The organism is Bacillus sp. FSL W8-0920 (genome assembly GCF_038593215.1).
Classification (GTDB): Bacteria; Bacillota; Bacilli; order Bacillales; family Bacillaceae; genus Bacillus; species Bacillus pumilus.
The window spans coordinates 145,597-161,159 of the sequence record NZ_CP151974.1 but is presented as its reverse complement, the minus strand read 5'-3'; the positions used below and the strand labels follow the sequence as shown (position 1 = coordinate 161,159).

Annotated in this window: 24 protein-coding genes and 1 pseudogene; all 25 read right to left on the bottom strand. The window is 42.5% G+C overall.

What is annotated here, in order from left to right; genetic code table 11:
- Positions 1–35 precede the first annotated feature (35 nt).
- The 25 genes and pseudogenes from NSS78_RS00930 to rplF all read right to left on the bottom strand — a co-directional run bounded on the left by NSS78_RS00930 (position 36) and on the right by rplF (position 15,553).
- Complete coding sequence (locus NSS78_RS00930; RefSeq protein ID WP_327840902.1) at positions 36–1,115, bottom strand: serine hydrolase; 1,080 nt, start codon at positions 1,113–1,115, stop codon at positions 36–38.
- Positions 1,116–1,226: 111 nt separating this feature from the next.
- On the bottom strand, positions 1,227–1,697 hold the full coding sequence (locus NSS78_RS00925) for a GNAT family N-acetyltransferase (RefSeq protein ID WP_327840900.1): 471 nt from the start codon (positions 1,695–1,697) through the stop codon (positions 1,227–1,229).
- A 20-nt stretch (positions 1,698–1,717) separates the two neighbouring features.
- Positions 1,718–2,464: an amidohydrolase family protein gene (locus NSS78_RS00920; RefSeq protein ID WP_327840898.1), complete on the bottom strand. Its 747-nt coding sequence runs from the start codon at positions 2,462–2,464 to the stop codon at positions 1,718–1,720.
- A gap of 98 nt (positions 2,465–2,562) precedes the next feature.
- The gene (locus NSS78_RS00915) at positions 2,563–3,078 is read right to left on the bottom strand and encodes a GNAT family protein (RefSeq protein WP_212046748.1); all 516 of its coding nucleotides are present in this window, start codon (positions 3,076–3,078) and stop codon (positions 2,563–2,565) included.
- 189 nt (positions 3,079–3,267) lie between these two features.
- The gene (gene rpsI / locus NSS78_RS00910; RefSeq protein WP_003217273.1) at positions 3,268–3,660 is read right to left on the bottom strand and encodes a 30S ribosomal protein S9; all 393 of its coding nucleotides are present in this window, start codon (positions 3,658–3,660) and stop codon (positions 3,268–3,270) included.
- A 20-nt stretch (positions 3,661–3,680) separates the two neighbouring features.
- Positions 3,681–4,118 carry a 50S ribosomal protein L13 gene (gene rplM, locus NSS78_RS00905; protein WP_003217042.1) on the bottom strand — a complete coding sequence of 146 codons (438 nt, stop codon included), beginning with the start codon at positions 4,116–4,118 and terminating at the stop codon, positions 3,681–3,683.
- A gap of 166 nt (positions 4,119–4,284) precedes the next feature.
- Entirely contained in the window at positions 4,285–5,028 is a 744-nt protein-coding gene (truA, locus tag NSS78_RS00900; protein ID WP_342468265.1) for a tRNA pseudouridine(38-40) synthase TruA, read from the bottom strand.
- Positions 5,029–5,039: 11 nt separating this feature from the next.
- The gene (locus NSS78_RS00895) at positions 5,040–5,837 is read right to left on the bottom strand and encodes an energy-coupling factor transporter transmembrane protein EcfT (protein WP_044139647.1); all 798 of its coding nucleotides are present in this window, start codon (positions 5,835–5,837) and stop codon (positions 5,040–5,042) included.
- Positions 5,834–6,703, bottom strand: a complete 870-nt coding sequence (locus NSS78_RS00890) for an energy-coupling factor ABC transporter ATP-binding protein (protein WP_342468264.1) — start codon at positions 6,701–6,703, stop codon at positions 5,834–5,836. Before NSS78_RS00890 ends, NSS78_RS00895 begins: the two co-directional genes overlap by 4 nt.
- Entirely contained in the window at positions 6,679–7,521 is an 843-nt protein-coding gene (locus NSS78_RS00885) for an energy-coupling factor ABC transporter ATP-binding protein (protein ID WP_008356549.1), read from the bottom strand. The genes NSS78_RS00890 and NSS78_RS00885 overlap by 25 nt, the downstream gene beginning before the upstream one ends.
- 124 nt (positions 7,522–7,645) lie before the next feature.
- On the bottom strand, positions 7,646–8,008 hold the full coding sequence (rplQ, locus tag NSS78_RS00880; RefSeq protein WP_003216944.1) for a 50S ribosomal protein L17: 363 nt from the start codon (positions 8,006–8,008) through the stop codon (positions 7,646–7,648).
- Positions 8,009–8,084: 76 nt separating this feature from the next.
- A complete protein-coding gene (locus NSS78_RS00875) occupies positions 8,085–9,029 on the bottom strand; it encodes a DNA-directed RNA polymerase subunit alpha (RefSeq protein WP_003217009.1) in 945 nt (314 codons plus the stop codon).
- 175 nt (positions 9,030–9,204) lie between these two features.
- The gene (gene rpsK / locus NSS78_RS00870) at positions 9,205–9,600 is read right to left on the bottom strand and encodes a 30S ribosomal protein S11 (RefSeq protein WP_003217231.1); all 396 of its coding nucleotides are present in this window, start codon (positions 9,598–9,600) and stop codon (positions 9,205–9,207) included.
- A 20-nt stretch (positions 9,601–9,620) separates the two neighbouring features.
- Positions 9,621–9,986 (bottom strand): 30S ribosomal protein S13, encoded by a 366-nt coding sequence (rpsM, locus tag NSS78_RS00865; protein WP_003217023.1) that lies wholly within the window; start codon positions 9,984–9,986, stop codon positions 9,621–9,623.
- 21 nt (positions 9,987–10,007) lie between these two features.
- Complete coding sequence (gene rpmJ / locus NSS78_RS00860) at positions 10,008–10,121, bottom strand: 50S ribosomal protein L36 (RefSeq protein ID WP_003156543.1); 114 nt, start codon at positions 10,119–10,121, stop codon at positions 10,008–10,010.
- Between the two features lie 31 nt (positions 10,122–10,152).
- Positions 10,153–10,371, bottom strand: a complete 219-nt coding sequence (infA, locus tag NSS78_RS00855; protein ID WP_003217190.1) for a translation initiation factor IF-1 — start codon at positions 10,369–10,371, stop codon at positions 10,153–10,155.
- Positions 10,349–10,656 (bottom strand): annotated as a pseudogene (locus tag NSS78_RS00850) (RNA-binding protein). The gene infA and the pseudogene NSS78_RS00850 overlap by 23 nt, the downstream one beginning before the upstream one ends.
- 27 nt (positions 10,657–10,683) lie before the next feature.
- Positions 10,684–11,430 (bottom strand): type I methionyl aminopeptidase, encoded by a 747-nt coding sequence (gene map, locus NSS78_RS00845; RefSeq protein ID WP_003217210.1) that lies wholly within the window; start codon positions 11,428–11,430, stop codon positions 10,684–10,686.
- The gene (locus NSS78_RS00840; protein ID WP_012008711.1) at positions 11,427–12,080 is read right to left on the bottom strand and encodes an adenylate kinase; all 654 of its coding nucleotides are present in this window, start codon (positions 12,078–12,080) and stop codon (positions 11,427–11,429) included. The genes map and NSS78_RS00840 overlap by 4 nt, the downstream gene beginning before the upstream one ends.
- Positions 12,081–12,135: 55 nt before the next feature.
- Entirely contained in the window at positions 12,136–13,428 is a 1,293-nt protein-coding gene (gene secY / locus NSS78_RS00835; protein ID WP_012008710.1) for a preprotein translocase subunit SecY, read from the bottom strand.
- A 1-nt stretch (position 13,429) separates the two neighbouring features.
- Positions 13,430–13,870 (bottom strand): 50S ribosomal protein L15, encoded by a 441-nt coding sequence (rplO, locus tag NSS78_RS00830; protein WP_003216888.1) that lies wholly within the window; start codon positions 13,868–13,870, stop codon positions 13,430–13,432.
- A 30-nt stretch (positions 13,871–13,900) separates the two neighbouring features.
- Positions 13,901–14,083: a 50S ribosomal protein L30 gene (rpmD, locus tag NSS78_RS00825; RefSeq protein ID WP_003217067.1), complete on the bottom strand. Its 183-nt coding sequence runs from the start codon at positions 14,081–14,083 to the stop codon at positions 13,901–13,903.
- Positions 14,084–14,096: 13 nt separating this feature from the next.
- Entirely contained in the window at positions 14,097–14,597 is a 501-nt protein-coding gene (rpsE, locus tag NSS78_RS00820; RefSeq protein ID WP_003217179.1) for a 30S ribosomal protein S5, read from the bottom strand.
- Between the two features lie 24 nt (positions 14,598–14,621).
- Entirely contained in the window at positions 14,622–14,984 is a 363-nt protein-coding gene (gene rplR, locus NSS78_RS00815) for a 50S ribosomal protein L18 (protein WP_003216951.1), read from the bottom strand.
- 32 nt (positions 14,985–15,016) lie between these two features.
- The gene (gene rplF, locus NSS78_RS00810) at positions 15,017–15,553 is read right to left on the bottom strand and encodes a 50S ribosomal protein L6 (RefSeq protein ID WP_003217186.1); all 537 of its coding nucleotides are present in this window, start codon (positions 15,551–15,553) and stop codon (positions 15,017–15,019) included.
- Positions 15,554–15,563: the final 10 nt, after the last annotated feature.

Sequence of the window (15,563 nt, the reverse complement as noted above, 5' to 3'; positions counted from 1 at the left end):
AAACAGAGGAGTGTTACCCTCTGTTTTTTTAATAATTATGTAGTCAAAGCCTGCACCAATCGTTGTCGGAAGTTTTGATCCACTGCTGCAGTAAGCATAAATTCATTGAATACTTCCTCAATCCAGTGAGAATTGTTCGCTTTCGGATCATTGATAAATAGAGAGAGGGATATAGAGGATGTATGTGTTTTTCGATATAAAGCACCTGTGAAAACAAACAATGTTGCTCCGCCTTTATACCAAAGATATTGATCTGTTTCCTTTTTGAATGTTTCTCCCAGTACGATTTGGCTAAAAAGACTTTTTTCTTCTGTTGTTAACAGCTCATCCTGCAGACGTTTCATAAGTTGTGCATATTGATTCGTTGTAGACTTTGTCATCTTTTGCGTCAGTAATGATTGAATACGCAAGCTTAACAAGTTCTTTTTCATCAATTTTTCTTCTAACGCCTTTTTTTGCTCTTGGTTATTTTTCATGATATTAAAAATCTCAATCATCAGAGATTTGTATTGCTCATCAGTTACACCGCTCATTTTCTTTAATGCATCCCGCCGATGATTAGATACATAGGCTGGCCACAACAGCTTGGGTGTCAGCGGCATGAGTTCATCATGTTCTGTAAGACCCGCTTGTTTCATCCGATCATTGATCTTATCTAAGCCGAGCCGGTCAATCAAATAATCAGTACAAGCATTCGAACTGACTTGCATCATCCCTTTGGCAACATCTAATAAAGTTGCATGCTCAGAAAAATCGTTGACCTCCAGCCAGTATGTGTGAGCACCGCCATCGGTTCTATCAATATAAAACCGCTCTATGTCCGCCAATGCCACTTTTTCATCTAGCTTGCTGTCACCGCTAGAGACGGTTTTAACAAAATGAAACAAAACCATTAATTTCACCGTACTTGCAAGTGGTGTTTTTTGATTACCATTCCAATCTAATACCACATCTTCATTTTCAATGATTGTCGCTGATACGTCCTTTTTGTTTTTTGTGACAAATGTCAAAAGATCTTCCTTCGTTTTCTTCATATCTCTTTTATACAACAGGACATCAACCACCAAGTAAAGTATGACCACACCTAAGACAACTAGACCGATTTCGAGTAACATGTTTCTCCTTTCCAAATAACTAAGGATTTATATATTTAATATAACAAATATTTCAAATAAAGTCACAAAAAAGCAAAGGCAAATGAACCCTTCGCTTCTTGGTGTTCTTATTCATGGGGAGAGATGCAGCTTCATTCCTTCATGCGTGGCTTCAAACCCTAATTTTTCATAAAAACGGCGTGCATCCGGCCTCTGTTTGTCTGTTGTTAGCTGAATCATATGACAACCGCGGTCGCTTGCGTGCTGAATAGCCTTTTTTATCAACATCGTGCCAATTCCTTTCCCTCTATGAGACGAGGCCGGACGAACTCCTTCTATTGAAGCTCTCCATCCTCCTTGATGTGTAAGAAATGGCGTCATGGTCAATTGGAGAACACCTACAGCTTCTTCCTGATCACACGCAACAATGAGTTCAATATTTGGATCAGCATCTATTGAATGAAAGGCTTCGATATAGCTTTCTACCAATGGTTGCGTGTAACGCTCTCTTTTTTGACCTAACATATCATCCGCGAGCATAAAGACGATTTTATCGAGATCATCCAGCTTGGCTTCTCTGAACGTCAGTTGACTGAACCCCATTGAACACACCTCCTATGAAATTATTGACCAAAATACCATTGATGTGCGTTCTTATATAAGATATGATCAGCTGCTTTTTCATCAAAGAGCTGCTGAATCAACCCAACATCACCGTATTCAAATGGACGCTTTGCTCTTGTCGATGGAAGGTCTGTACCAAACATCAGTGCATCAGGATTCGTTTGATAAATTGATGTCAACGCATGTTCAACGTTTAAATCGACACGTCCAAAACCTGTTGCTTTTACCCGAACTCCTTTATCAACCAGCTTGAGCAAATGCGGCAAGCCTTCTTCTGATAAGCCTAAATGATCAATCGAAACGGCCGGCAGCCGTTCAAGCGTAGATGAAATTGCAGAGAGATGCTTAGCGTCTATGTAGAGCTCACTATGCCATCCCGCCAGCTCATACACCCTTCTCGCAAAATAATCGAGCTTCGAAATATCCTCCGAACCGCCACGCTTCACATTAAAACGTAAAGCCTTCACCCCATGTTGATCCAAATGAACAATCTCATCATCAGTTGCCGTAAAAGGTAATTGAGTCACGCCGCAAAAATCTGGGCCCAGTTCATCTAGCGCTTTCAACAAATAGCCTTGATCAAAGCCTTGAAATGACCCTGAGACGATGGCTCCACCTACAATCCCCAGATCAGCCGTCTCTCTCCTATAATCATTCACCACATAACTAGGGGGTGTATACCCTTGGTTTTCTTGAATGGGAAAATCAAAATCAATGATATGAAAATGTGCATCAAAGATCCTCATGCTTGGCGCCCCTCTTCTGCTTATTTGATCTGATTATATCAATAGCGAAAGCCAAGGGATATTTGGAATGACGAATTACTTCATATCATGAAAACTTATCAAGTTTTCCATTCCTCACTTAAGATGGCATAGTAAAACTCATCCCACCACTCATTTCCTTGTGGGATACATTTTTCAAAATATCCTTCTCTTCTCATCCCCATTTTCTCCATCACTCTCCACGATGGCACATTTTCAGGCTGACAAGTGGCAATGATCCGATGTAAATTCATTGTGTGAAAGCCATGATGCAGTACAGCATAGGCTGCTTCAGATGCATAGCCTTTGTTTTGATATACAGGATTGAAAACCCAGCCAATTTCATACGTGTGATCACCAAAGTAAGGATGAAATGCGATATGCCCGATGCATGTATGATCTTCTTTTAATAGGACAGCGACATACTTAGCATCTTCATGACGATTATTTTTGACAAATTCCTTCGCATCTACTTTAGAAAATACATCTTCCGGAATATACTTCATCACTACCGGATCAGATGTATAAGCATAGACATCCTGCCAATCATCATCAGCAAATGGACGAATGAGACATCTTTCTGTCGTTAGATTCATAGGACAACCTCCATCTTTTTTAACAAAAAACTTCTATACTCATATTTTATACGTATTCAAGAGGAAGAGACCAGTTATGATCTATCACATAAAAAGCACAAAAAAAAGCACCAGCACGAAGCTGATGCTTTTTTTATAAGGTTTGTTTGTAACAAACCTTTGTAAAACGTCCATACAATATAAAATTGATTAACGTTTTGAGAACTGAGGTGCGCGACGTGCGCCTTTAAGACCGTATTTCTTACGCTCTTTCATACGAGGGTCACGAGTAAGAAGTCCAGCACGTTTAAGTGATGTACGGTACTCAGGATCTACTTCTAGAAGAGCACGAGAGATACCGTGACGAATTGCTCCAGCTTGACCAGAGAATCCACCACCGTGAACAGTTACAAGAACATCGTAGCTGTTAGCTGTTTCTGTGATGTTCAAAGGCTGTTTCACGTCTTCGATTAAAGCAGCGAATGGAATGTATTCAGTAATTTCACGATTATTAACGACGATACGGCCTTCACCTGGAACTAAGCGAACGCGCGCTACAGAACTTTTACGACGACCTGTACCGTAATATTGAACCTGTGCCAAATTGTTAACCTCCCTTATAATTAACCGCGAAGTTCGTAAACTTCAGGTTGTTGTGCTTGATGTGGATGCTCAGAACCACGGTACACATTTAATTTTTTGAACATTTGACGGCCTAATGGACCCTTTGGAAGCATACCTTTGATAGCAAGCTCCAACATTTTTTCAGGGTAGTTTGTACGCATCTCAAGAGCAGTTCTTTGTTTCAAACCACCTGGGTGCATTGTGTGACGGTAGTAAATTTTGTCCGTCAATTTCTTACCTGTTAGTTCGATTTTCTCAGCATTGATGATGATGACGTGATCACCTGTATCAACGTGTGGTGTATAAGTTGGTTTGTGCTTACCGCGCAAAAGTGATGCTACTTCAGTAGAAAGACGACCTAGAGTCTTGCCTGCCGCATCAACAACTAGCCATTTGCGCTCAATTGTGCTTGCGTTCGCCATTGGTGTTGTACGCATGAGTTTCCCTCCTAAATAAATCAATGATTTTTCCTTGAATCAAATGCTACGTTCTATTTCAAAACACAAGATAAGTCTTCCGGGGCTTATTTGTGGGGTTGAAATACATACCATATGATATCTTATAACTTTCTGCTTCCTGTGTCAAGAACATGTTACACCTGGTTTAGTTGTCATAGAAAACTTCCCATAAATACAGTCCGTGACTAGGCGCAGTCTTGCCTGCCGCTTCGCGATTTCGGGCGGCAAGCATGGCTTTTATCTCATCAGGGTGGAATTTACCAGATCCGATTTCAAGTAACGTTCCAGCGATAATTCGCACCATGTTGTATAAAAAGCCATTTCCTCTCACACGCATTTCAAGCCCGTCTGAGACGTTTTTCCACTCGAGGGCGTAAATCTCCCTCACCTTGTCCTGAACCTCTGTATTGGCCGCACAAAAGCTTGTGAAATCGTGTGTGCCAATGAGGTGCCCAGCAGCTTCTCTCATTTTGTCTGCATCCAGCCAGTAAGGAAAGTGGCAGGCATACTGTCTCGTGAACACATTTTGGTGCGTTTCCGTTGAGACCTTATAACGGTACTCCTTCGAAACGACACTAAAACGTGCATGAAACGACTCATCCACTTCCTCAGCCTTTAGAACCCGGATGTCATCCGGCAGGAGACTGTTGAGGGCAAAAGGCCATCTTTCCATCGGAATCGAGAGCGGCGTGTCGAAATGGATGACCTGCCCCTTCGCATGGACGCCGCTGTCCGTCCGGCCAGAAGCCACGATCGGAATCAGTTCATCCTGTTTGTGCATTCTTGCAAGAGCCGACTCGATCTCCGTCTGAACAGTTCGCTGCCCAGGCTGCACCTGATAGCCTTTAAAATGTGTCCCATCGTAGGATACGGTACATTTGACCTTCATCTAGGAATCACCTAATTTCTCAGAAGCACAAGGAGTGCTGTTAACAGGATGAATAGGAGCAGTGTGAACGTGTCTTTCATGCCCCAGACAAGCTGACGGTATTTCGTCCGCCCTTCTCCTCCGCGGTAGCCTCTCGCTTCCATAGCGGTCGCCAGTTCCTCTGCACGCTTAAACGCACTGACGAAAAGCGGGACAAGTAAAGGAACGATGGCTTTCATGCGATCTTTAAGAGGTCCGCTTGTAAAATCAACACCTCTTGCCATTTGCGCCTTCATGATTTTGTCCGTCTCTTCTAGTAAAGTTGGAATGAACCGAAGAGAGATGGACATCATGAGAGCAAGCTCATGAACGGGCAGTTTGATTTTACGGAATGGGTGAAGCAGCTTTTCCATACCGTCTGTCACTTCTATAGGCGTTGTGGTTAACGTCAGAAGTGTCGTCATCATGATGAGATAGACAAAACGGAGAGAAATGAAAATCCCCTGCTTTAGACCTTCTTCATAAATATTTAAAAAACCAAAGTGAAATAGCAAGGCGCCATCCTTTGTCATGAAGATATGCAGTATGAAGGTAAACAGGACAATCCATAGGATCGGCTTCATTCCTTTGAGAATAAAGTATAGCGGCACCTGAGAAACCATCACCACAAGGAGGGTAAAGACACCTAAAAGCCCGTAAGTGATGTAATTATTAGCAAAAAAGACAATAAAGACAAAAAAGAAAATTGATAACAGCTTTGTCCTTGGATCAAGACGATGGACAAAGGATGAACCTGGCACATATTTGCCGATAATCATACTATCCATCATGATGTCGTGTCCTCCTGATAAAGAGCTGTTAAGGCTTCTGCCATTTCATCCATGGTCAGAAGCGGCCTTGAAAACGTAATACCCAGCTTTTCTTCTACAGTCTGCTGGAATTTAATCGTTTCTGGGAGGTCGAGACCAAACGAAGACATGTCTGTACGATTGGCAAACAATTCTCTCGGCGTACCTGTCGCCTTCACCGTTCCTTTATGCATCACAATCATTTGATCCGCATAATGAGCGGCATCCTCCATACTGTGTGTAACCAGAATCGTGGTGAGGTTTGCCTTTTGATGAAGCTCATAGAACATGTCCATGATTTCCTTACGTCCGCGTGGATCTAATCCTGCAGTCGGCTCATCCAGCACAAGCACTTCTGGCTCCATCGCTAGAACACCCGCAATCGCCACACGTCTCATTTGACCGCCACTTAGTTCAAAGGGAGATCGAGATAATAAGGATTCAGGAAGACCAACTAGCTTCAGCATTTCCTTCGCCTTTGCTTCTGCCTTCTCCTGAGGAACACCGAAATTCATCGGACCAAAGCAGATATCCTTAATGATCGTTTCTTCAAAGAGCTGATGCTCAGGAAACTGAAACACGATGCCTACTTTTTTCCGAAGTGACTTTAAATCCTTCTGCTTTTTATTGGCTTGTAAGATGGTATCCCCAAGCGCAATGCTCCCCTTCGTTGGTTTGAGCAAGCCATTTAAATGCTGCAGCAACGTGGACTTGCCAGAGCCCGTATGACCAATGACAGCGACATAGCTGCCCTCTTGGATGGAAGCATTGACATCATACAAAGCGAGACGCTCAAACGGCGTTTTCATTTGATAACGATGCTCTAATTCTTTGATCGTAATGTCCATAGCTCTTTCACCAATCCTTCTTGTGTCAAATGGGCATTTGCAAGCGGTACACCTTGCTGCTTCAATTGTTTGCTCAACCGATAGGAGAATGGCAGATCAAGTCCAATTTGAACTAGCTGTTCGTCTAGTTCAAATACTTCCTCTGGTGTTCCCTCGGCAAATTTTTTCCCGCCATTCATGACAATGACTCGGTCTGCCTTGGCGGCCTCGTCTAAATCATGTGTAATGGAAATGACTGTGACCGTCCCTTGTTCCTTCAATAGTCTAACAGTCTCTAACACTTCTTCACGGCCAATCGGATCAAGCATTGATGTTGCTTCATCCAAGATCATGATGTCAGGGCTTGCGGCAAGTACACCTGCAATGGCGACTCTCTGCTTTTGCCCGCCTGATAGATGGTGCGGCTCTTGATCAAGAAACTCCTGCATATTGACCTGTTTGACAGCCCAATCTACACGTTCTATCATCAATTCCCGCTCAACCCCGTTATTTTCTAAACCAAAAGCCACATCATCACGAACCGTTGAGCCAACGAATTGGTTATCTGGATTTTGAAAGACCATTCCGACCTTTTTGCGAATATCCCAGACACTCTCTTCTTTCAGCTCAATCTCTCCAACCTTGACCGTTCCAGCATCCGGTAAAATGAGCCCATTCAGTACACGGGCAAGTGTGGATTTACCTGAACCGTTATGACCAACAATGGCGAGCCATTCATTTTGATTCACATGCAATGACACTTGATCTAAAGCGGGCTTGTCCGCATCCTTGTGATAACGAAATACAATGTCCTTTACGTCAATTAATGTCTTCCCCATCTCTACCGGACCTCCTCTCAGCTCAACCTCTTCTTTGCTTCTTGCTAAAAAGCCGTAGTATCTAAAAAAGGGCATAGATCCAGTTATGAACTGTCCCGCCCTTTCTTAGATACACGCTATGTGATTAAACTAATTCAATGACAGCCATTGGTGCGCCATCGCCGCGACGAGGTCCAAGCTTCATGATACGAGTGTATCCACCTTGGCGATCTTCGTAGCGAGTTGCAACGTCAGCGAATAATTTTTGAAGTGCATCTTGGTTTGTTTCAGCGTTAGCTACTTCATTACGAATGTAAGCTGCAGCTTGACGGCGAGCATGAAGATCTCCGCGTTTGCCAAGAGTGATCATTTTTTCAACTACAGAGCGAAGTTCTTTCGCACGTGTTTCAGTTGTTTCGATGCGTTCGTTGATGATCAAATCAGTCGTTAGGTCACGAAGCATTGCTTTACGTTGTGCACTAGTGCGTCCTAGCTTTCTGTATGCCATGTGATGTCCCCTCCTTAGTTAGAGAATGCTGTATGAATAAAAAACACACGAAAATCCTAGTTCACAATGAAACTAGTCAATCGTCTTTACGAAGACCCAGTCCAAGTTCTTCTAGTTTCGCTTTCACTTCTTCAAGAGATTTACGTCCAAGGTTACGAACTTTCATCATATCCTCTTCTGTCTTGTTAGCAAGCTCTTGAACAGTATTAATACCCGCACGCTTCAAACAGTTGTAAGAACGAACAGAAAGATCAAGCTCTTCAATTGTCATTTCAAGCACTTTTTCTTTTTGGTCTTCTTCTTTCTCAACCATAATTTCAGCATGCTGAGCTTCGTCAGTTAACCCAACGAAAATATTCAGGTGTTCAGTTAAAATCTTAGAACCTAGAGCGATCGCTTCTTTCGGTCCTGTGCTCCCATCAGTCCATACATCTAGTGTTAATTTATCATAGTTTGTGATTTGCCCAACACGGGTGTTCTCCACTTGATAAGTCACACGAGAGACAGGTGTATAGATTGAGTCGATCGGAATCACACCGATTGGCTGATCGTCTCTTTTGTTTGCATCAGCAGGATTATACCCGCGACCTCTTTGTGCAGTTAAGCGAACACGGAAGCTCGCATTCTTGCCAAGAGTTGCGATGTGGAGATCTGGATTTAAGATTTCAATATCGCTGTCGTGTGTAATATCAGCAGCTGTTACAGTACCTTCATCTTGTACATCAATTTCAAGCGTCTTCTCTTCTTCAGAGTAGATTTTGAGTGCAAGCTTTTTAATGTTTAAGATAATCGTTGTAACATCTTCAACCACGCCTTCGATCGTTGAGAATTCGTGTAAGACACCATCTATCTGGATCGATGTTACAGCTGCACCAGGAAGTGAGGATAAAAGGATACGACGAAGGGAGTTCCCTAAAGTGGTACCATATCCACGCTCAAGTGGCTCTACGACAAACTTGCCATACTTGGCATCGTCGCTGATTTCAACCGTTTCGATTTTTGGTTTTTCAATTTCGATCATCTAATAAAACCCTCCTTCAAAACGTCGAAACCTCGAATAGAATCATATGAGATTCCATCCGAAATTCCTCATTGTTTAGTCCCGTATGTGCTCAGGCAACGAGTCGTGTATTCGTCTCATAAATAACTGTATCATAACCCATTATTGACAGGGACACAAAATCTATACAAACAAATTACACGCGGCGACGTTTTGGTGGACGGCATCCGTTATGAGGAACTGGAGTTACGTCTCTGATTGCAGTAACTTCAAGACCTGCAGCTTGAAGTGCACGAATTGCAGCTTCACGACCAGAACCAGGACCTTTAACAGTTACTTCAAGTGTTTTAAGACCATGTTCGATAGAACCTTTAGCAGCAGTTTCAGCAGCCATTTGTGCAGCGAAAGGAGTAGATTTACGAGAACCTCTGAATCCTAATGCACCAGCACTTGACCAAGAAATTGCGTTTCCATGAACATCAGTAATCGTTACAATCGTGTTGTTGAAAGTGGAACGAATATGAGCGATTCCAGCTTCAATATTCTTTTTCACGCGACGTTTACGCGTATTTTGTTTACGAGCAGCAGCCATTCTTTAACTACCTCCTTTACTTATTTTTTCTTGTTAGCTACAGTACGACGCGGACCTTTACGAGTACGCGCGTTGTTTTTTGTGTTTTGTCCACGAACAGGAAGTCCTCTACGATGACGGATTCCGCGGTAGCTTCCGATTTCAATTAGACGCTTAATGTTAAGTGAAACTTCACGACGAAGGTCACCTTCTACTTTAAGTTTGTCAATGATATCACGGATTTTACCAAGTTCGTCTTCAGTTAGATCGCGAACGCGAGTGTCTTCAGAAACACCTGCTTCTTTAAGGACTTGTTGCGCAGTCGTACGACCAATTCCAAAAACATATGTTAAAGAAATGACAACACGTTTATCACGTGGAATATCTACACCAGCAATACGAGCCATGATTTGGGCACCTCCTTGTTATTAGCCTTGTTTTTGTTTATGTTTTGGGTTTTCACAGATCACCATTACTTTTCCTTTTCTGCGAATAACTTTACATTTTTCACAGATAGGTTTAACAGATGGTCTCACTTTCATGTGTTTCCAACCTCCTTCTTCCGGAGTTGCTTTATTTGTAACGGTACGTAATTCTACCACGAGTTAAGTCATATGGAGATAATTCTACCGTAACTTTGTCTCCAGGTAAAATGCGAATGAAGTGCATACGGATTTTTCCTGATACATGAGCCAAAACTGTATGACCATTCTCTAGTTCAACTTTGAACATTGCATTTGGCAAAGTTTCTGCTACAGTACCTTCCACTTCAATTACATCGTCTTTCGCCATTCAAGTGTTCTCCCTTCTTCAAATCAGTAACTTGCTCTCTGACAAATGTCCAAATGAGTTTATCTCAATTGTCCATCTATCACCCGACCTGTTTTGAATATACTGTTCTGAACTTCCGGAGATACGCAACCATAAAAGGTTATATGATTGATATTTTTTCTTAGGAGAATGAAATTTACGCTTTTCTCCGTCTGCGATTAGTACATGGCAGCCACCGAACATGCCGATGACACCTGTATACTGATCTTGTTCTTTCCTTTGGACTATACAGACAACCTGCCCGATTTGGGCCTGAAAGGCTTCAGTGAAGACCTAAATCTTAGTCAGTATATCAAAACCTGTATCTGTAATCGCAATCGTATGCTCAAAGTGAGCACACTTTTTCCCATCAACCGTTACAACCGTCCAGTTATCAGCCAATGTTTTCACATATCGGCTGCCTGCGTTCACCATCGGTTCGATGGCCAACACCATTCCAGGTTTTAGCCGCGGGCCTTTGTTGGGCGGACCATAATGAGGAATTTGAGGGTCCTCATGAAGATCCTGTCCGACCCCATGTCCAACATATTCTCTAACAACTGAGAAATTCTCGTTTTCTACATACGTTTGTATGGCATGGGAAATGTTCGACAGACGTTCGCCTGGCTTTGCTTCCTGTAAGCCTTTATATAGAGATTCCTCTGTGACTTCCAGTAGTTTGCGGTCTTCATCACTGATTACCCCAACTGGATAAGTCCAAGCAGAGTCACCATGATAGCCATTTAACTTTGCGCCAATATCGATACTAATGATGTCACCATCACGTAAAACCCGTTTACCAGGAATACCGTGAACGAGTTCTTCATTCACCGAAACGCAAATGCTCCCGCGAAAACCATTATACCCTTTAAAAGATGGGATTGCACCCTGCTTTGTAATAAAACGTTCGGCAATTTGATCCAATTCTTTTGTCGAAATACCTGGTTTTATGTGTTTCTTCAGCTCTTCATGAGTCAGTGCGACAATGCGTCCAGCTTCTCTCATAATCTCAAGCTCGCGAGGAGTTTTACAGATAATCATTTATTTAATCCCCCAAGCAGGTCCTTGATATCTGCATATACATCGTTAATGTGTTTTGCACCATCAATGTTTGCAAGATATCCTTTTTCTGAATAGAAGTTCAGTAAAGGTTCAGTCTGCTTTAAGTTTACTTCAAGTCTAGTCGAAACGGTTTCTGCATTATCATCTGCACGTTGATAAAGCTCGCCTCCACACTTATCGCAAACATTTTCTTTCGCAGGTGGATTGAATACTAAATGATAGGTTGCTCCGCAATTTTTGCAAATTCTTCGGCCAGTCAGACGCTCCATCAATGCATCTTTATCGACTTTAATATTAATGACATAATCAATCGTTCTGCCAAGGTCCTTTAGAATGTCTTCTAAAGCTTCAGCCTGAGCGACTGTTCGCGGAAATCCGTCCAGAAGAAAACCTTGTTCACAATCATTTTTGCCAAGTCTTTCTCTAACAATACCGATTGTGACCTCATCAGGAACAAGCTCTCCTTTATCGATAAAGGATTTTGCTTCGAGCCCAAGTTGTGTCTCCTCTTTCATAGCAGCGCGGAACATATCTCCTGTTGAGATATGAGGGATCCCATAATCATCAACAATTCGTTCTGCCTGAGTGCCTTTACCAGCACCCGGAAGCCCCATTAAGACTAAGTTCATTTCGGATTTCCCCTTCCTCACTTAGAGAGGTTGGGCATGAGCCCAGCCCTCTGTTTTATTTCATAAATCCACGGTAGTTTCGTTTCACTAATTGGCTTTCAAGCTGTTTCATTGTTTCAAGTGCAACACCTACAACAATGAGAAGACTTGTGCCGCCAATTTGTGCAGCGGAAGGTAATCCAGCGAATTGAATGAAAAAGATAGGAAGTATTGAAATCACGGCTAAGAAAATGGCGCCCACAAACGTGAGTCGGTACAAAATGCTCGTAATTCTATCTTGAGTCATTTTCCCTGGACGAACTCCCGGGATATAGCCACCCTGCTTTTGCAGATTTTCAGCCATTTGTTCAGGATTCACTTGGACAAAGGCATAAAAATATGTGAAAGCAACAATCAGTGCTACATAAATCGTCATACCGATTGGCTTAGTATAGTCAAAGTTGTTGGTTATCCAAGTTGTCACATTATTGGTTCCGAAGAACGATGCGACCGTCTGCGGAGTAATAATGAAAGAAACGGCAAAGATGACTGGAATCACCCCTGCTGGATTCACTTTCAATGGAAGGTGCGTTGCTTGACTAGCAGACATTTGTGCACGGCCAGTTCCTTTTGAATATTGAATCGCAATCTTTCTCACTGCCATTTGAATGTAAATAACACCAATAACAATGACAAGAATAGCAATGACAATAAGGGCAATTTTCAGGATTTGCATGAACAACTGTCCATCTCCACCTACAAACTGCTGAGCGTACACTTGTTTTAATGTTTGAGGGATACCTGCGATGATCCCGGCAAAGATAATAATCGAAATACCGTTACCAACACCGTGAGCAGTAATCTGCTCTCCCAGCCACATTAAAAATGCTGTTCCCGCAGTGAGTACGACCGCAATTAAGAGGTACGTTGAAACACCTGGGTTTTCAATCAGCATGCCTCCTGCCATATTGTTGAATCCATATGACATTCCTAACGCCTGGATAAAACCTAGAACAATTGTAAAATACCTTGTGAATTGTGCTAATTTTCGGCGGCCAACCTCTCCTTGCTTTGACCACTCAGTGAACTTCGGAACAACATCCATCTGCAAGAGCTGAATGATGATCGAAGCGGTGATATACGGCATAATCCCCATTGCAAGAATGGAGAATTGGAAAAGTGCCCCGCCCCCAAACGTGTTGAGGATCCCGAAAACACTCATTTGATCCTGTGCCTGGAGAACTTCGGCGTTCACATTAGGCACAGGGATGAAAGCACCTATACGAAAGACGATTAACATTAAAAGAGTGAATATAATCTTATTCCGTATATCTTTCACGCGCATAAAATTGGAGATTGTCTTAAACAAGTTAGATCACCTCGGCTGTACCGCCAGCAGCTTCAATAGCTTCTTTCGCAGAAGCAGAGAATTTATTGGCTTTTACAGTTAATTTTTTTTCTAATTTACCGTTGCCAAGAATTTTTACTCCTGCTTTTAACTTGCTTATTGCACCAGTCTCTAGAAGAAGTTCAGGAGTTACTTCCGTTCCTTCGTCAAAACTGTTTAATCTGTCTAAGTTGATTACCGCGTAATCTTTACGGTTGATGTTTGTAAAACCACGTTTTGGAAGACGTTGGAATAAAGGCATCTGACCACCTTCGAAACCAGGGCGTACACCGCCGCCAGAACGAGCGTTTTGACCTTTATGACCTTTACCAGAAGTTTTACCGTTACCTGATCCAATACCACGACCAACACGGTTGCGTACTTTACGTGAACCTTCTGAAGGCTTCAATTCATGAAGTTTCATTTGGGCACCTCCTTATCGATTAAAAATGTTTTATTGTTCTTTAACAGAAACTAAATGAGACACCTTGTTAATCATGCCGCGGATCGCTGCATTGTCTTCATGTACGACTGTTTGGTTTGTTTTCTTAAGACCAAGAGTACGAACAGTGACACGCTGATCTTCTGGGCGACCGATTACACTGCGTTTGAGGGTAATTTCTAATTTATTTGCCATTAATGTTCCCTCCTTATCCTAACAGGTCTTCTACAGATTTTCCACGAAGCTTCGCAACGTCTTCAGCACGTTTAAGTTCACTTAAACCCTGAAGTGTTGCGCGGATCATGTTGATCGGTGTATTAGAACCTAGAGATTTAGAAAGGATATCAGCTAGACCAGCAAGCTCAAGAACCGCACGCACTGGGCCTCCAGCGATAACTCCTGTACCTTCTGAAGCAGGCTTCAATAGAACGTTTCCTGCACCGAATCGACCGATGATTTCATGTGGAATTGTAGTTCCAACCATTGGTACTTCAATTAAATTCTTTTTCGCATCTTCAACAGCTTTGCGGATCGCTTCTGGTACTTCTTGTGCTTTACCAGTACCGAAACCTACATGACCGTTTTTGTCACCGACAACAACTAAAGCTGCAAAACGGAAACGACGTCCACCTTTAACAACTTTCGCTACGCGGTTAACCGTAACTAAGCGTTCTTCTAACTCTAATTTGCTTTGGTCAATACGACTCATTCGGATGTGTCCCTCCTTCTTTTATTAAAATTTAAGTCCAGCCTCACGAGCAGCTTCAGCTAGAGCTTTTACACGTCCATGATATAAGTATCCTCCGCGGTCAAATACCACGTTAGAGATTCCTTTTTCAACAGCACGTTTGGCAACAAGTTCGCCAACTTTAGTAGCAGCTGCAGCGTCAGAACTATTCTCGATCTTTAACTCTTTATCAAGAGTAGAAGCACTTACAAGTGTTACACCGTTAACATCATCAATTACTTGAGCGTAGATGTTCTTGTTAGAACGGAAAACGTTAAGGCGAGGTCTTTCAGCAGTACCTGAAAGTTTCGCACGAACACGAGCGTGTCTTTTAAGACGAGTAGCGTTTTTGCTAGTTTTCGTAATCATCCGAGTCACTCCTTTCTTCACATTAAGCGATCTTACTTACCAGTTTTTCCTTCTTTACGGCGAACGAATTCACCTTCGTAACGAATTCCTTTACCTTTGTAAGGCTCTGGAGAACGGACAGCGCGGATGTTAGAAGCTAGAGCTCCCACACGCTCTTTATCGATACCTTTAATGACTACTTTCGTTTGAGATGGAACTTCGACTTCAACTCCAGCCTCAGGAACGATTTCAACTGGATGAGAGTATCCAACGTTAAGAACAAGTTTGTTTCCAGATTTAGCTGCACGGTAACCGACACCGATAAGTTCTAAACCTCTTTCGAAACCTTTAGATACACCTTCAACCATGTTTGCAATTAAGCTACGTGTTGTACCATGTAATGCACGGTGTTCTTTATGATCAGACGGACGGCTTACAGTTAAGACGCTGTCCTCAATTTTAATTTCCATATCAGGGTGAAATGTACGAGTTAGTTCACCTTTTGGTCCCTTTACTGTCACTGTGTTATCGTTGTTTGTCACAGTAACTCCTGAAGGGATCTCGATTAGTTTTTTACCTATACGAGACATACCAAGCACC

Bases quoted from the DNA above. Each gene is read 5' to 3' on its own strand.
- rplF (WP_003217186.1), bottom strand. From the start codon at position 15,553: ATGTCTCGTATAGGTAAAAAACTAATCGAGATCCCTTCAGGAGTTACT.
- rpmJ (WP_003156543.1), bottom strand. From the start codon at position 10,121: ATGAAAGTGAGACCATCTGTTAAACCTATCTGTGAAAAATGTAAAGTT.
- rplO (WP_003216888.1), bottom strand. From the start codon at position 13,870: ATGAAACTTCATGAATTGAAGCCTTCAGAAGGTTCACGTAAAGTACGC.
- rpsM (WP_003217023.1), bottom strand. From the start codon at position 9,986: ATGGCTCGTATTGCTGGTGTAGATATTCCACGTGATAAACGTGTTGTC.
- NSS78_RS00885 (WP_008356549.1), bottom strand. From the start codon at position 7,521: ATGGGGAAGACATTAATTGACGTAAAGGACATTGTATTTCGTTATCAC.
- rpsE (WP_003217179.1), bottom strand. From the start codon at position 14,597: ATGAGTCGTATTGACCAAAGCAAATTAGAGTTAGAAGAACGCTTAGTT.
- truA (WP_342468265.1), bottom strand. From the start codon at position 5,028: ATGAAGGTCAAATGTACCGTATCCTACGATGGGACACATTTTAAAGGC.
- map (WP_003217210.1), bottom strand. From the start codon at position 11,430: ATGATTATCTGTAAAACTCCTCGCGAGCTTGAGATTATGAGAGAAGCT.
- rplR (WP_003216951.1), bottom strand. From the start codon at position 14,984: ATGATTACGAAAACTAGCAAAAACGCTACTCGTCTTAAAAGACACGCT.
- infA (WP_003217190.1), bottom strand. From the start codon at position 10,371: ATGGCGAAAGACGATGTAATTGAAGTGGAAGGTACTGTAGCAGAAACT.
- rplQ (WP_003216944.1), bottom strand. From the start codon at position 8,008: ATGGCATACAGAAAGCTAGGACGCACTAGTGCACAACGTAAAGCAATG.
- NSS78_RS00920 (WP_327840898.1), bottom strand. From the start codon at position 2,464: ATGAGGATCTTTGATGCACATTTTCATATCATTGATTTTGATTTTCCC.
- NSS78_RS00840 (WP_012008711.1), bottom strand. From the start codon at position 12,080: ATGAACTTAGTCTTAATGGGGCTTCCGGGTGCTGGTAAAGGCACTCAG.
- NSS78_RS00925 (WP_327840900.1), bottom strand. From the start codon at position 1,697: ATGGGGTTCAGTCAACTGACGTTCAGAGAAGCCAAGCTGGATGATCTC.
- NSS78_RS00890 (WP_342468264.1), bottom strand. From the start codon at position 6,703: ATGGACATTACGATCAAAGAATTAGAGCATCGTTATCAAATGAAAACG.
- NSS78_RS00915 (WP_212046748.1), bottom strand. From the start codon at position 3,078: ATGAATCTAACGACAGAAAGATGTCTCATTCGTCCATTTGCTGATGAT.
- rplM (WP_003217042.1), bottom strand. From the start codon at position 4,118: ATGCGTACAACACCAATGGCGAACGCAAGCACAATTGAGCGCAAATGG.
- NSS78_RS00875 (WP_003217009.1), bottom strand. From the start codon at position 9,029: ATGATCGAAATTGAAAAACCAAAAATCGAAACGGTTGAAATCAGCGAC.
- rpsK (WP_003217231.1), bottom strand. From the start codon at position 9,600: ATGGCTGCTGCTCGTAAACAAAATACGCGTAAACGTCGCGTGAAAAAG.
- NSS78_RS00895 (WP_044139647.1), bottom strand. From the start codon at position 5,837: ATGATGGATAGTATGATTATCGGCAAATATGTGCCAGGTTCATCCTTT.
- rpmD (WP_003217067.1), bottom strand. From the start codon at position 14,083: ATGGCAAATAAATTAGAAATTACCCTCAAACGCAGTGTAATCGGTCGC.
- NSS78_RS00930 (WP_327840902.1), bottom strand. From the start codon at position 1,115: ATGTTACTCGAAATCGGTCTAGTTGTCTTAGGTGTGGTCATACTTTAC.